The 12,741-nt window shown below is 70.5% G+C and carries 10 protein-coding genes; 4 read left to right on the top strand and 6 right to left on the bottom strand.

Annotated elements, in window-relative coordinates; all coding sequences use genetic code 11:
• The first annotated feature begins 304 nt into the window (after window positions 1-304).
• Entirely contained in the window at window positions 305-1,012 is a 708-nt protein-coding gene (locus ACFWPQ_RS20155) for a 4'-phosphopantetheinyl transferase (protein WP_384036167.1), read from the top strand.
• Here ACFWPQ_RS20155 and ACFWPQ_RS20150 read toward each other — a convergent pair.
• On the bottom strand, window positions 978-1,265 hold the full coding sequence (locus ACFWPQ_RS20150; RefSeq protein WP_384036164.1) for a hypothetical protein: 288 nt from the start codon (window positions 1,263-1,265) through the stop codon (window positions 978-980). The genes ACFWPQ_RS20155 and ACFWPQ_RS20150 overlap by 35 nt on opposite strands.
• Window positions 1,266-1,787: 522 nt before the next feature.
• On the opposite strand from ACFWPQ_RS20150, the gene ACFWPQ_RS20145 reads away from it, so the two are divergent.
• Window positions 1,788-2,606 (top strand): ricin-type beta-trefoil lectin domain protein, encoded by an 819-nt coding sequence (locus ACFWPQ_RS20145; RefSeq protein ID WP_384036161.1) that lies wholly within the window; start codon window positions 1,788-1,790, stop codon window positions 2,604-2,606.
• A 146-nt stretch (window positions 2,607-2,752) separates the two neighbouring features.
• Entirely contained in the window at window positions 2,753-3,880 is a 1,128-nt protein-coding gene (locus ACFWPQ_RS20140; protein ID WP_384036373.1) for a glycoside hydrolase family 19 protein, read from the top strand.
• Between the two features lie 97 nt (window positions 3,881-3,977).
• On the opposite strand, the gene ACFWPQ_RS20135 is transcribed toward ACFWPQ_RS20140, so the two are convergent.
• Window positions 3,978-6,764, bottom strand: a complete 2,787-nt coding sequence (locus ACFWPQ_RS20135) for a lectin (protein ID WP_384036158.1) — start codon at window positions 6,762-6,764, stop codon at window positions 3,978-3,980.
• Between the two features lie 268 nt (window positions 6,765-7,032).
• Here ACFWPQ_RS20135 and ACFWPQ_RS20130 point away from each other — a divergent pair, with 268 nt between their 5' ends.
• On the top strand, window positions 7,033-8,520 hold the full coding sequence (locus ACFWPQ_RS20130) for an FGGY-family carbohydrate kinase (protein ID WP_384036155.1): 1,488 nt from the start codon (window positions 7,033-7,035) through the stop codon (window positions 8,518-8,520).
• Window positions 8,521-8,635: 115 nt separating this feature from the next.
• Here ACFWPQ_RS20130 and ACFWPQ_RS20125 read toward each other — a convergent pair whose 3' ends face one another.
• From ACFWPQ_RS20125 to ddaH, 4 genes are all read right to left on the bottom strand, one after another.
• Window positions 8,636-9,892, bottom strand: coding sequence for a DUF3103 family protein (locus tag ACFWPQ_RS20125; protein ID WP_384036152.1), 1,257 nt, complete (start codon window positions 9,890-9,892; stop codon window positions 8,636-8,638).
• 72 nt (window positions 9,893-9,964) lie between these two features.
• The gene (locus ACFWPQ_RS20120; protein WP_384036149.1) at window positions 9,965-10,693 is read right to left on the bottom strand and encodes a FadR/GntR family transcriptional regulator; all 729 of its coding nucleotides are present in this window, start codon (window positions 10,691-10,693) and stop codon (window positions 9,965-9,967) included.
• 151 nt (window positions 10,694-10,844) lie between these two features.
• Entirely contained in the window at window positions 10,845-11,768 is a 924-nt protein-coding gene (locus ACFWPQ_RS20115) for a hypothetical protein (RefSeq protein ID WP_384036146.1), read from the bottom strand.
• A gap of 126 nt (window positions 11,769-11,894) precedes the next feature.
• On the bottom strand, window positions 11,895-12,737 hold the full coding sequence (gene ddaH / locus ACFWPQ_RS20110; RefSeq protein ID WP_384036143.1) for a dimethylargininase: 843 nt from the start codon (window positions 12,735-12,737) through the stop codon (window positions 11,895-11,897).
• Window positions 12,738-12,741 lie beyond the last annotated feature (4 nt).

The following is a 12,741-nucleotide window of genomic DNA, read 5'->3' as shown; positions in this document are numbered from 1 at the left end:
CCTCCATATTCGGTGATATAACAGCCCAGAACTCACACTCATCTGCATCAGAACACTCCCCCGTGTCATCCGTCGAATGCAGAACGTAGCCCAGTGGATCACTCCCGTCTACAGCGCCTCGCGATCACTTCTGGCCTTACCGAGCGTGATCGACTACCGCCCAGGAAACGGACGGGACGGGTCATTCCTGCAGCACACACCGGAGGGCGCCGGGCCCCCACCGCCCGCCTCGTGACTCGAACTCGGAGGATGCAGTGGACGAGATGTGCGACATTCGCCACACCGATCAAGCGGATGGTCATTCATGATCACCGAAGCCGACGGCACCGGATCGCTGAACGCCCTCCTGCCATCCGGTGTCGCCGTGTCCGAGCTGTTCACCGACCCACCGCACATCGACCTGCACCCGCAGGAGGCGGCCGTCGTGGCCCGCGCAGTCGACAAGCGCCGCCGCGAGTTCGCCACCGTCCGTCTCTGCGCACGCACCGCCCTGAGACGGATCGGAGTGCCCCCCGGACCGATCCTGCCAGGCCCCAAGGGCGCACCGCAGTGGCCGGACGGAGTGATCGGCAGCATGACGCACTGTGACGGCTACCGAGCGGCGGCGGTAGCTCATCGCGGCACGTTGGCCTCGATCGGGATCGACGCCGAGCCGCACGCCGCTCTGCCTGACGGCGTGGAAAAACTGACCGCGCTGCCCGAGGAGCGGATGACCCTGACCAGGCTGGCCGCAACCCACCCTCACATCCACTGGGACCGGCTGCTGTTCAGCGCGAAAGAGAGCGTTTACAAGGCGTGGTTTCCCTTGACCGGCCACTGGCTGGACTTCACGGAATGCATCATCACGCCCGATCCGGAACACCACACCTTCACGGCCGACCTGACTGTGCCCGGACCGGTCGTCGCCGGAGACCGGATCAGCCGGTTCACCGGACGCTGGCACGCCGGGGGTCACACTCGACACGTCATCACCGCCGTCACCGTGCCGTGGCCCTGGGCTGTGGCACGTTGAAGGCGAGGACCACGTCCCGGGTCCGGAGATCTGCCGCTTCGAGGTCGCCGAGGGTGTCGCGGAGGTAGCGGCTTGCGCGTGCGAGATCGTCGGGGACCAGGGAGACCAGGGCGATCGAGGAGTACGACGCCAGGAGTTCGGTCGAGCCGATGCGGGTGAGGAGACGCCGGGTGGCGAGGGCGTCGAGGTGGGAGCGGTCGAACCAGTCGGCCGGCACCGTTCGCTGCACCCGGTCGCCGGCCGCGGCAACCAACGTGCCCAGCCTCTCTGTTCATGAGGTGACGCCCTGGCAGTGCTGCGGCGAGCCAGGCAGACGACCGGCGCGGCCCCCGAGCAGCATGGTTGAGATGTCGGACATCTCGATCAGCTGAAGAAGCCCGTCAACGGGCCGAGTCGGTCGCATCTCAAGAACCTGACCAAGCGCATGGAATGGCCGGACGGCCCCGGCCCCGACGACGGCGTGGTGTGGATGGGCGGCGTCGCCGCGCGGAAATTCACCTAGGCCCTGATCGGGAACTACCGCACCGCACTCAAGGACATCGACGCCGGCGGCCCGGCCCCACCTCGCACTCGCGAAGGCCGGGGAGCGACCGCCAGCGCGAGGGCGGCCCTTCGAGTCAGACCATGGCGTCCTCGGCGCCCTCGGCGTTCAAAGATCAGCCGTGGGGGGCTCGGAAGGTATCTGTCATGTTCACATCTTGACGGACTTGGTATAGACCTTTTACCTTCCCGGTGTCCGCCACGCCTGCATGCCACCGAAGAAGGGCTTTCCCCCATGGCCGATCGTTCCTCCCTCCTCACCACCGCGTTACGCGGCAGTCCTGTCATAGCCCTGCTGGCCCTGCTGCTCAGCCCGTTGGCCACGGCGCCGGCGGCCGCGGCGACCGGTACGGTCGCGGGCCTCGCCGGCAAGTGTCTCGACGTCGCCGGCGCCGGCACGGCCGACGGCACCCCGGTGCAGCTCTACGACTGCAACGGCACCGGCGCCCAGCAGTGGACCCCGGGCGCCGACAACACCCTGCGCGCCCTCGGCAAATGCCTTGACGTCACTGCCAACTCCACCGCCGACGGCGCCAAGGTCCAGCTGTGGACCTGCACCGGCGCAGCCAACCAGCAATGGACCGTCACCGCCGCCCACGACATCGTCAACCCCGCGGCCGACAAGTGCCTCGACGTGACCGACCGCTCCTCGGCGAACGGTGCGCGGATCCAGATCTGGACCTGCACCGGCGCAGCCAACCAGAAGTGGAACGCTCCCTCGCAGCAGAGCGGCGAACAGTGCTGGGCCACGCACTACGGTCCCCAGCCGCCCGGCGCCCTGACCGCCAGCGGCGAGGTCTTCGACAACAACGCCGACACGGTCGCCACCTCCCTCTCCCGCCAGCCCCAACTGCCCTTCGGCACGCGTGTCCTGGTCACCAACGTCGCCAACGGCCGGTCCCTGACCGTCCGGGTCAACGACCGTGGCACGTTCGTCCAGACCCCGCAGGAACCCAAGTGCCTCGATCTGACCGACGGCGCGTTCAGCCGGCTCGGCGGCGTCCTCGACCCCGATGCCGGGCACATCGTCGTGACCCAGCAGGTCGTCGGCTGAGACGTCCGGCCCCCACAGACCGCAAGTCGTAGGACGCACACCGCAGGACCCACACCGCAGGACGCAGGCCGCAGGCCGGTCGCCCAGCACTCCCACCCCCCCGCGTTCCACTTCAGGAGGAGTTCTCCATGCGCCTCACGCTCCGCATGCCCCGCCTCCGCGGGCGAACCGTCCTCGGCAGACTGACGCTGGGCGTCGTCCTCGCCGCCGTCCTGTCCGCCCTCTTCACCGTCGCCCCGGCCCAGGCGGCGACCGGCCAGATCACCGGGCTGGCCGGCAAGTGCGTCGACGTGGCCGGCGCGAGCAGCGCCAACGGCACCGCCGTGCAGCTCTACGACTGCAACGGCACCGGTGCCCAGAGCTGGTCCAACAGCGGCGACGGAACCCTGCGCGCCCTCGGCAAGTGTCTCGACGTGGTCGACCGCGGCACCGCCGACGGGGCCGCCGTGCAGCTCTGGGACTGTTCCGGCGGGGCGAACCAGCAGTGGGTCGTCACCGCCGCCCACGACATCGTCAACCCCGCCGCGAACAAGTGCCTCGATGTCCGGGGCAACAGCAGCGCCAACGCCACGCGCCTGCAGATCTGGACCTGCACCGGCGCCGCCAACCAGAAGTGGAACGCCCCGGCCGGTGGCGGCGGAGGCGGCAACCCGTCCGGGTTCGTGGTCAGCGAGGCGCAGTTCAACCAGATGTTCCCGAGCCGGAATTCCTTCTACACCTACCAGGGCCTCACCGCCGCGCTCAGCGCCTACCCCGGCTTCGCCACCACCGGCAGCGACACCGTCAAGAAGCAGGAGGCCGCCGCCTTCCTCGCCAACGTCAGCCACGAGACCGGCGGACTGGTGTACGTCGTCGAGCAGAACACCGCCAACTACCCGACGTACTGCGACTGGAGCCAGTCCTACGGCTGCCCGGCCGGCCAGGCCGCCTACTACGGGCGCGGCCCCATCCAGCTCAGCTGGAACTTCAACTACAAGGCGGCCGGTGACGCGCTCGGCATCGACCTGCTCAACAACCCCTGGCTGGTGCAGAACGACTCTGCCGTGGCCTGGAAGACCGGCCTGTGGTACTGGAACACCCAGAGCGGCCCCGGCACGATGACTCCCCACAACGCCATGGTCAACGGCGCCGGATTCGGCCAGACCATCCGCTCCATCAACGGCTCCCTGGAGTGCGACGGCCGCAACCCGGCCCAGGTCCAGAGCCGCGTCGACGCCTACCAGCGCTTCACCTCCGTCCTGGGCGTCGCCCCCGGTGCCAACCTGTACTGCTGACCTCCCCCGTGTGTTCGTGGAGCCGGCCGGGCGGGCAGATGCCCGGCCGGCTCCGGGGCGTCAGGGCGTCAGGGCGGTTGGCTTCCCCGCCGACGGGTCAGCTCGGCAGTTTCCAGTTCTGGGCCGCCGTGCCGTTGCAGGTGTACAGCTGAAGCTGGGTGCCGTTCGTCGTGGAGGAGTTGGGGTCGTCCAGGCACAGCCCCGACTCGGGGTTGACCAGCGACCCGTTGCCGCCGGTCGTCCACTGCTGTGCGCCGGTGCCGTTGCAGGTCCACAGCTGGATCAGCGTGCCGTTGGCGGTCCCGCTGTGGTCGGCGTCCAGGCACTTGCCGAGGGCCCGGACGGTTCCGTCGCCGGCGATGATCCAGTCCTGGGCGTAGGTGCTGTTGCAGCCCCAGATCTGGACGTGGGTGCCGTCGGCGGTGCCGGAGGACGCGTCGTCCACGCAGAGGGTCGAGGCCACTGACGAGGTGAGCGGACCGATGCGCGGCGAGGCCGGTGCGGTGGTGTCACCCGCGTAGGAGGGAGGTGCCGCGGTGGCCGCGGTCGCCCACGAGGTGTTGGCGCTGGTGCCCAGGGTGAAGTCGAGCGTGCCGCCGGACGTGATCGCCGTGGTGGGGGCGTAGGCGTTGTTCCACGCCGTGCCGTTCCACGCCGCGGACTGGACGTAGGGTGCGTTGTCGGCCGCGCCGTTGCCGTTGACCGTCAGCGTCCCGCCCGAGGGAAGGGTGATCACTGCCTGGGTGAACAGCGGTGAGCCGAGGGCGAGGTCGGCGGTGCCGGGAGTCTCGGGGAACATGCCGAGTGCCGACCACACGTACCAGGCGCTCATCGCACCGAGGTCGTCGTTGCCGTCGGCCAGGCCGCCCGGGGTGTTCGACCAGATCTGGTCCTGGATCGCCCGTACCGTGCCCTGTGTCTTGTAGGGCTGCCCGGTGTAGTCGTACTCCCACGGGAGTTCGATGCTCGGTTCGTTGCCGACCCAGGCGTAACCGTTGGCGCCGGTGTAGCTGCGCAGCACGGTGTCCAGGTAGTGGTTCATCGCGGTGTTGCCGCCCTTGGCGTGCGCCAGGCCGCCGATGTCGAAGGGGACCATTCCGGTGTAGATCCAGGAGTCGGCCTCGACCATGTCGGTGCCGCTGGTGGGGTCGAAGCCTCCGGTCCAGGAGCCGCCGGCGTTCCGGGGTTCCACGAAGCCGGAGGCGGGGTTGAGGACGTTGCGCCAGTCCTGGGCGCGGTTGGCGTAGGTCTTCTGGTCGGCGGTGTCGCCGAGTGCTCCGGCCATCGCGGAGATCGCGAAGTCGGCGGTGTCGTACTCCAGGGTGGTGGCCACCGGGCCGTAGAAGTTGCAGCAGCCGTAGCTGCCGTCGTGCGGCATGTATCCCGGCGAGTTCAGATAGGCGAGGCCGGGCCGGTCGTTGTTGGTGGTGCTCGCCTGTCTGACCATGTCGGCGAGGGCGGTGGTGGTGTCGAAGTTGCGGGCGCCGAAGGCGTAGTAGTCGGCGATGATGGCGTCCGCCGGGTCACCGACCATGACGTACGACTCGCCGTTGTTCTCCGACCACTTGGGGAAGATGCCGGTCTGCGCGTAGTCGTCGACCATCGACTGCGCGGTGTCCGAGGCGACCTGGGGGGCGATGAGGGCTTCGAGCTGGGCCTGTGAGCGGTAGATGTCCCAGCCGGAGTAGTTCGCGTACACCGCGCTGTGGCCCGCGTCCACGGTGTGCGTCTTGCCGTCGAAGCCGTAGTACTGGCCGTTGGCGTCGCTGATCACGTTCGGGTGCAGCAGCGAGTGGTAGAGCGCGGTGTAGAAGCTCTGTTGCTGCGCGGCCGTCCCGCCGGCGATCTGCATCTTGCCGAGCGTGCTGTTCCACGCGTTCTGTGCGGCGGTGCGGGTCGCGTTGAAGTCCCAACCGGTGTTCTCCGCGGTCCGGTTGGCGACCGCGTTCGCGATCGACACGTAGGAGACGCCGACCTTGGCCTGCACGACCGGGTTGCTCGTGGTGTTGAAGGTGACGTAGCCGTTCGAGGCGGCGGCGTCGGGGGAAACGCCGTCCTTGGTGGTCTGCGTCGACTTCGGGTGCGTGGTGCTGGGGGTCCTGCCGTGCAGTACCGGCTGGTTGGGCTGCTCGGCGGCGTTCTTCGACGCCGTGGCCGGCGCGGTGGGAGTGGTGGTCGACGCCTTGGCGAGCGAGCTGCCCTGCGTGGTGAACGGCTGGTCGAAGACCATGTCGAAGTACACGGTGTACGTGTTTCCCGCGCCGCAGAAGCGGCCGCTGGTGACCTGCCCGCTCACCTCTGTGTTCGACACCTTGGTGAACTGGGTCGAGCTGGCGCCGTTCTGACTGCCCGTCAACTTGAAGATCAGGTTGGCCTGGCTGGTGGACGGGAAGGTGAAGCGGGCCATGCCGCTGCGTGTCGTGGTGGTCAGCTCGGTGGTCACCTGGTTGTCGAGCGTGACCTTGTACGACCCGGCGGACGCCGACTCGTCGGCGTGCGAGAACGTGTCCGTGGCACCGGTGCTCACGGCTCCCACCGTGGGCAGCACCGGTACGTCACCGGCCGCGCCACAGCCGGGTCCGGCGATGTGGGTCAGGCTGAAGCCGGTGATCGACGAGTCGTTGTACTCGTAGCCGCCGCCGTCGGGACGCGACGGCGTGTCCGGGCTCCACTGCACCATGCCGAACGGGACGTCGGCACCCGGGAAGTCGTCTGCCTGGTTCGACGTTCCGATGAACGGATTGACGAGCGTCGCCGGCGAGGTGACGAGCGCGGCCTTCCCTGCCGCCCACGCAGGCGTGCACAGCCCGGCCGCGGCCAGCGCCGCGGCGGCGAGGAGGCCGACCGCCATGGTTCCGGGAGGTCTCGACAGTCGTGTGATCACGGGGTTTGCTCCTCTACTCGGAAGTGGAGGTCCGACAACGTTGTCTCCGCGTCGAGAACGCGGCCCCGGTGATGAACGGCGTGCCGAGATGTCTTGATCACCAAAGGCTGACAACGTTGTCCAACCGTGGAGATGAGGTGCCTGGGATGGGAACGCTTCGATGGGACCCTGGGGCCATGGGCGCCCAGGGAGCAGAGCGGGAACTGTTCGTGAAGCTAGCCACAAGGCAGGAACATGTCAACGACTGCAGCGGACGGGGAGGCAGGACATGATCGACGTCGTCTTCGGAGTTGACGTCGGCACCTCCAGCACCAAGGGCGTGGTGGTCGATGCCGCCGGCCGTATTCTGGGCGAGGCCGTACGCCGTCACGTGGTCGACCGGCCCCGGCCGGGGCACGTCGAGATGGACGCACACGTCTGGTGGGACGAGTTCGTCTCGCTCGCGGCCGAGCTGCTCGACCGCGACGACATCACCGTCCGGGCCGTCGGAGTCAGCGGCATGGGCCCGTGCACCCTCCTGGTCGACGACGCGGGAGAGCCGGTGCGTCCGGCGGTGCTGTACGGCGTGGACACCCGCGCCGAGGAGCAGATCGCACGGCTGAACCGGGAGTTGGGTCCGGACACGATCTTCCGCAGGTGCGGGTCGGCGCTGTCGTCCCAGGCCGTCGGGCCGAAACTCGCCTGGATCCGCGAGCGGGAGCCCGAGGCGTGGACCCGCGCCCGCCGCCTCCTCATGCCCGCGTCGTGGCTCGCCCACCGGCTGACCGGCGTCTATGTGCTGGACCTGCATTCCGCCAGCCAGTGCACCCCGCTGTTCGACATCCACGAGCAGCACTGGATCCCCGAATGGGCCGAGCACATCGCGCCCGGCATCGAACTCCCCCCGCTGCGCTGGCCGGGCGAGGAGGCCGGCCGGGTGAACACGCCCGTTCCGGGCATCCCGGCCGGGACACCGGTCGTCGTGGGGACGATCGACGCCTGGAGCGAGGCCATCAGCGTCGGCGGCCACGGCGTCGGCGACCTGATGCTGATGTACGGCACCACGATGTTCCTGGTGAACACCGTCGACCGGCTCGTGACCAGCCCGTCGATGTGGTCCACGGTCGGGGCCCTGCCCGGCACCCGTTGCCTGGCCGGCGGCATGGCCACCTCCGGAGCCGTCACCGACTGGCTGGGGCACCTCTTCGGGGACGTCGGCCCCGGCGTGCTGTTCGACGAGGCCGCCGCCTCGCCCCCGGGTGCGAACGGCCTGGTGATGCTGCCGTACTTCGCCGGGGAACGCACACCCGTCATGGACCCCGACGCCCGGGGCGTGATCGCGGGACTGACTCTGGGGCACACCCGCGGCGACCTGATGCGGGCGGCGCTGGAGGCCACCGCCTACGGAGTCCGGCACAACGTCGAGACGATGCTTGCGGCCGGCGCCGACATCCGGCGGATCGTCGCGGTCGGCGGCGGCACCCGCGGCGGACTGTGGCCTCGGATCGTCAGCGATGTCACCGGTCTCGAACAGATCGTCGCCCGCACGACCATCGGCGCCAGCTACGGTGCCGCCTTCCTCGCGGCCGGGCTGATCGGCCGGCCGGAGATCACGGCCTGGAATCCGGCGGAATCGGTGGTCCGGCCCGATCCCGCCGCCGCGGGTGTCTACGACCGCCGGTTCAGCCAGTACCGGGCCCTGTACGAGAGCACCACCGCGGTCACCCACGCCCTGGCCCGCGACCAGAGCACCGGCGGTGACGACGGTACTCCGTGACGTCGCCCGCGCCCTGCGCGCCGTCCGAGCGTGCGCTCGGACGGCCGCGTCCCCGGCGCGGACCGGCGCGTTCGCCGACGTGCGGCGGCGGCCGGTCCGCTCTCGCCTGCGGGGTCTAGAACTCCTCGACGAAGTAGGGCTCGACGGCCATCCAGCCGTTGCCGGAGGCGCCGTTCAGCCGGCCCGTGGAGTTCTGCGCGAGGGTGTACCAGGACTCCACGTAGTCGGGGTCGTCGGTGAACCAGCTGTCGGGGATCGCGCTCAGGACCGCGTTCACCAACGGGATGTACGTGCCCTGGTCGGTCACGGTGAGCAGCGCCGTGGTGATCGCCTGGGCCAGCGCACGGTAGTTGGTGCCGTCGTCGTCCTCCATCATGACGACGTCGGCCAGGTTGTACTTGTAGTTCGACCAGTTGACCAGGATCTGGTGCGGGTAGTAGACGGTGCCGTCGTAGTCCAGATAGGGCATGTCCACCGAGTCGACGCGTGCCGTGCCGTCCTGGCCGAAGCCGGTCACGAGCGAGAACATCTCGGCGGCGCCCTTGAACCAGGGTTCCTGGTCGTCGTTCACCTCGACGGCCGTGACCTTGGTCGCCCACCAGCCGGCCGTGCTCGCGGCGGCGGCGCTGTTCGCCGCTTTCGCCGGGAGGGAGGTCAGGCCCTTGTCGGCGAAGGCCTTCTGCAGCACCTTCAGGCCGGCCCGGTGGGCCTTGGTGACGTCGATGTCGACGATGTACAGCGGGCGGTCGGGGACGCGCGCGGTGTCGACGGCGTGGGCGTTGCCCCGGCTGTCGTACGCCGTGATGTTCTTCGCGTCGTCGGCGGCCGCGGCGACGGCGATCCAGGGAGTCGCGCCGGCGTCCAGGCGCGAGCGCATGGACGGCGCGCCCAGCCGGACGCGCAGCAGCGACCCCGTCGACGCGGGCAGGCCCTTCAGGCCTGCGATGCGCCGGTCCGCGGCGGAGACGGAGGCGAACAGGTTCCTGCCCGCCGGAGCAGTGGTGCTGCCGCCCGCCAGCGCCTGGAGGTCCACGTCCTCGGTGCCGAGCGCGGCCGCACGGACCTGTTCGCGCCACCGCGGGTCGCGCAGCGAGGCGGACAGCGCCCGCGCGATCTCCTGCTCGGTCGACGCCACCGGAGACTTCCGGAACGGCGTGGCCCGGTCTCCCGCGTCCCGCACCGGCGCGGCGATCGCCGGCTGGACGGTGCCGCCGATGACGGCGGACAGCATGACGCCGATGAGGACGCCGCGTCTCCTGCTTGATCTGCTCACCATGCTCCTCGTGTTGTCGGTCACCGCCGCGCCCACGGTGAACGGGCGGCCGTCATAGGGGTGATGGGCCCGGACCGAGGCCGAAGTTGTCCTGTTCATGACATGACAAGAAACGTGGAACGAACACGCGTCCACGCTTGAAAGGGGCCTCGCCGGGGCCGGGAAACCCGGCTACCGGGGGCTGTCGGTGGTCGGTCGCCCGTGAGGACCGCTCAGCGAACCGAGCATGATCTCCTCCGTGTCGGCCAGATACGCCGCCGCCGCGCGCCGCGCCTCCTCGGCGTCCCGGTCGACCACGGCCCGTACCACCGGCGCGAGCCGGTCCGTCGCCCGCGCCGCGTCCTCGAACGGCGCCCGCAGCGCGGCCCGTACCGGAAGGTAGGCGTTGAACAGCGTGTTCGTGAGGAGGAGATAGACCCGGTTCCCGGTGGCCCGCGCCAGTTCGCGGTGCACTTCCACGTCGGCGAGCTGGACGGCGTCGGCGTCCGGGCCGTCGGCGACCTGACGCAGCAGGTGCTCCAGCCGCAGGGCCTGCCGCTGCGTGCGCCGGTCGGCCGCGCGGCCGGCGATCAGGGTGCCGATGTGCCGCCGCACCTCGAAGACCTCCCGCAGCCACGTGGGGTCCTGTGCGGCCAGCATCGGGAGCAGGTCGGCGCCGCCGATCCGCAGGTAGTCCAGGATGCGCGTGCCGATGCCGTGCCGGGTGCTCAGCAGTCCCGCCTGCTCCAACCGGGTCAGCGCGTGCTTCAGAGTCGTACGGGTGACCCCGTACCCGGCGGCCAGCTCCCGCTCGGGGGGCAGCAGGGTTCCGGGGCGGTGCGTGCCGCTCAGGATGTCGTCACGCAGCCGTGCTTCCAGCAGGTCGACCACGGTGTTGCGCGGAATGCTCTCGACGGCCACGGAGGATCTCCCAGGCTTCGGTCGGTGGTTCGGCGGCTCACTGGTCCAGTGGCTCAGCCACCGGACCAGTGAAGCAGCCCCCGACCGCGCCGTCAATTGCCTGATCGCGCACGGCAGTTGTGCACGGTCCGCGACCGGAGCGTTCCCGTCGTCATCGAGGGCCGTCGAGCAGCACGACGTGGACCAGGTACGGGAGTACCTCGTTGACGCGGGGGTCCTGGTCCAGCAGTACCGCCACCGGGGTGAGTCCCTGGGCGCGCAGGGCGTCGAGGGGCCGGGACCAGTGCACGGGGTGGGACGGTCCGGCTCCGGGCGGCGGGAGTTCCTGGTCCGGGCCGATCGCCGGCAGGGTCCGAGGGCCGGGGTCGGCAGCGGTGAGGGCCCGCAGCGCGCGTGCGGTGGCTCGGCGGACGGCCTCGGCGCGGGTGGCGCCGGTGGCGACGACCGTGTCCGGGCGGGGGCCCACCCGGATCGCGCAGCCTGGCAGGGAGAGCAGGCCGGACAGGTCGTGCGCGACGGGTTCGCCCGCCGCGTAGAGCCGCCGTGCCGCACCTGTGGCGCTCTTGGCGCAGTCGCCGGGGGAACAGCGGCCGTCGCACAGGCCCGCGAGGCACAGGCGCGGCACGCGGGTACCGGGCTCGGCGAGGAGCCGGGCCAGCAGGGCCTCGCAGTGCGCGGTCATGCCGGTTTCCAGGGCGCTCACCCAGGTGAGGCCCGCCGCCACTCCCACCGGGGGGTGCCCCGGTGGGTCGGCCGTGACGGCCGGCCGCCCGGCGGGGACCCGGCGCAGGACGCCGGTGTCCAGGTCCAGCCCCCACACCGCGGACCGGGGGGCGATCGCGCCGAGGCGGGACCGGCCGGCCAGGTGTCCCGCCAGCGCGGCCAGCAGTGTGTTCAGGTCCTCCTCGTCGCCGCCGGTCCGGGCCGCCCGGTCCCCGGTGGCGGCGGACGACAGCAGGGCCGCCGCCCGGTCGGCCAGTTCCCCGGCGTCCACCGCCGGCCCGGCCTCCCGGGACACGAAGGCCGCCCGGGCCTCCTCCTCGGTCGGAGGGTGGGTGAACTCCTCGCTCGTCATGCCTGGTCGTTCCTCTCCGGGCTCCCCCGTCGGAGACCCTCGTCGGTCGATGAAACCGGGAGGCGATCTACAGCGGATGGACGCTCGATCCCGCCATCTGTCCGGTACCTGGGTGTCCGCCGCATGTCAGTCGAGTGCGGGACGGTCGCGGATCTCGAGCGTGCAGCACTTCACGCTGCCGCCGCCCTTGAGCAGTTCGGACAGGTCGAGGCCGACGGGTTCGAAGCCGCGGTCGCGCAGGCGCCGTGCCACCCCGGCGGCCGACTCGGGCAGGACGACGTGGCGGCCGTCGCTGACCGCGTTGAGGCCGAAGTGCTCGGCGTCGGCCTCGTCGACGACGATCGCGTCGGGGTACAGGTGCCGGAGAACAGCCTGGCTGTGCGGGGCGAAGGCGCCCGGGTAGTACATGATCTCGTCGTGGTCGAGGACGGTCAGGGCCGTGTCGAGGTGGTAGAAGCGCGGGTCGACCAGCTCCAGGCCGACGACCGGGCGGCCGAGGAACCCCTCGGCCTCAGCGTGGCTTTCGGGGGTGCTGCGAAAACCTGTGCCGCAGAGCAGCCGGTCCCCGACGAGCAGGAAGTCGCCCTCGCCCTCGTTGACGTGGACCGGGTCGTGCACCCGGTAGCCGCGCTCGCGGAACCACTCCAGGTAGGCGGGTCCCTCGGCCGCCCGCTCGGCGTCGCGGAACCTGGCCCCGAGGACCCTGCCGTCCACCACCGTGGCGCCGTTCGCCGCGTACACCATGTCGGGACAGCCGGGCAGCGGGTCGATGAACTCGACGTGGTGCCCGAGTTCGCGGTGCAGCGCGACGAGCTGTTCCCACTGGGTGACGGCGAGTCCGGTGTCCACCGGCTTGGCGGGGTCCATCCAGGGGTTGATCGAGTACGTGACCTCGAAGTGGGTCGGGCGGCACATCAGGTAGTGGCGGGGGCGGGCGGAACGCTGGGTGCGGAGTGCCATGGCGGTCATCAGT

Source organism: Streptomyces sp. NPDC058464 (assembly GCF_042721035.1).
Classification (GTDB): Bacteria; Actinomycetota; Actinomycetes; order Streptomycetales; family Streptomycetaceae; genus Streptomyces.
Note: the sequence above shows the minus strand (reverse complement) of the source record. Positions and strands in the feature narration are given on the sequence as shown.

Excerpts from the sequence above, each read along its gene's own strand:
- ddaH (WP_384036143.1), bottom strand. The coding sequence starts at position 12,737 with ATGACCGCCATGGCACTCCGCACCCAGCGTTCCGCCCGCCCCCGCCAC.
- ACFWPQ_RS20155 (WP_384036167.1), top strand. The coding sequence starts at position 305 with ATGATCACCGAAGCCGACGGCACCGGATCGCTGAACGCCCTCCTGCCA.
- ACFWPQ_RS20125 (WP_384036152.1), bottom strand. The coding sequence starts at position 9,892 with ATGAACAGGACAACTTCGGCCTCGGTCCGGGCCCATCACCCCTATGAC.
- ACFWPQ_RS20115 (WP_384036146.1), bottom strand. The coding sequence starts at position 11,768 with ATGACGAGCGAGGAGTTCACCCACCCTCCGACCGAGGAGGAGGCCCGG.
- ACFWPQ_RS20140 (WP_384036373.1), top strand. The coding sequence starts at position 2,753 with ATGCCCCGCCTCCGCGGGCGAACCGTCCTCGGCAGACTGACGCTGGGC.
- ACFWPQ_RS20130 (WP_384036155.1), top strand. The coding sequence starts at position 7,033 with ATGATCGACGTCGTCTTCGGAGTTGACGTCGGCACCTCCAGCACCAAG.
- ACFWPQ_RS20145 (WP_384036161.1), top strand. The coding sequence starts at position 1,788 with ATGGCCGATCGTTCCTCCCTCCTCACCACCGCGTTACGCGGCAGTCCT.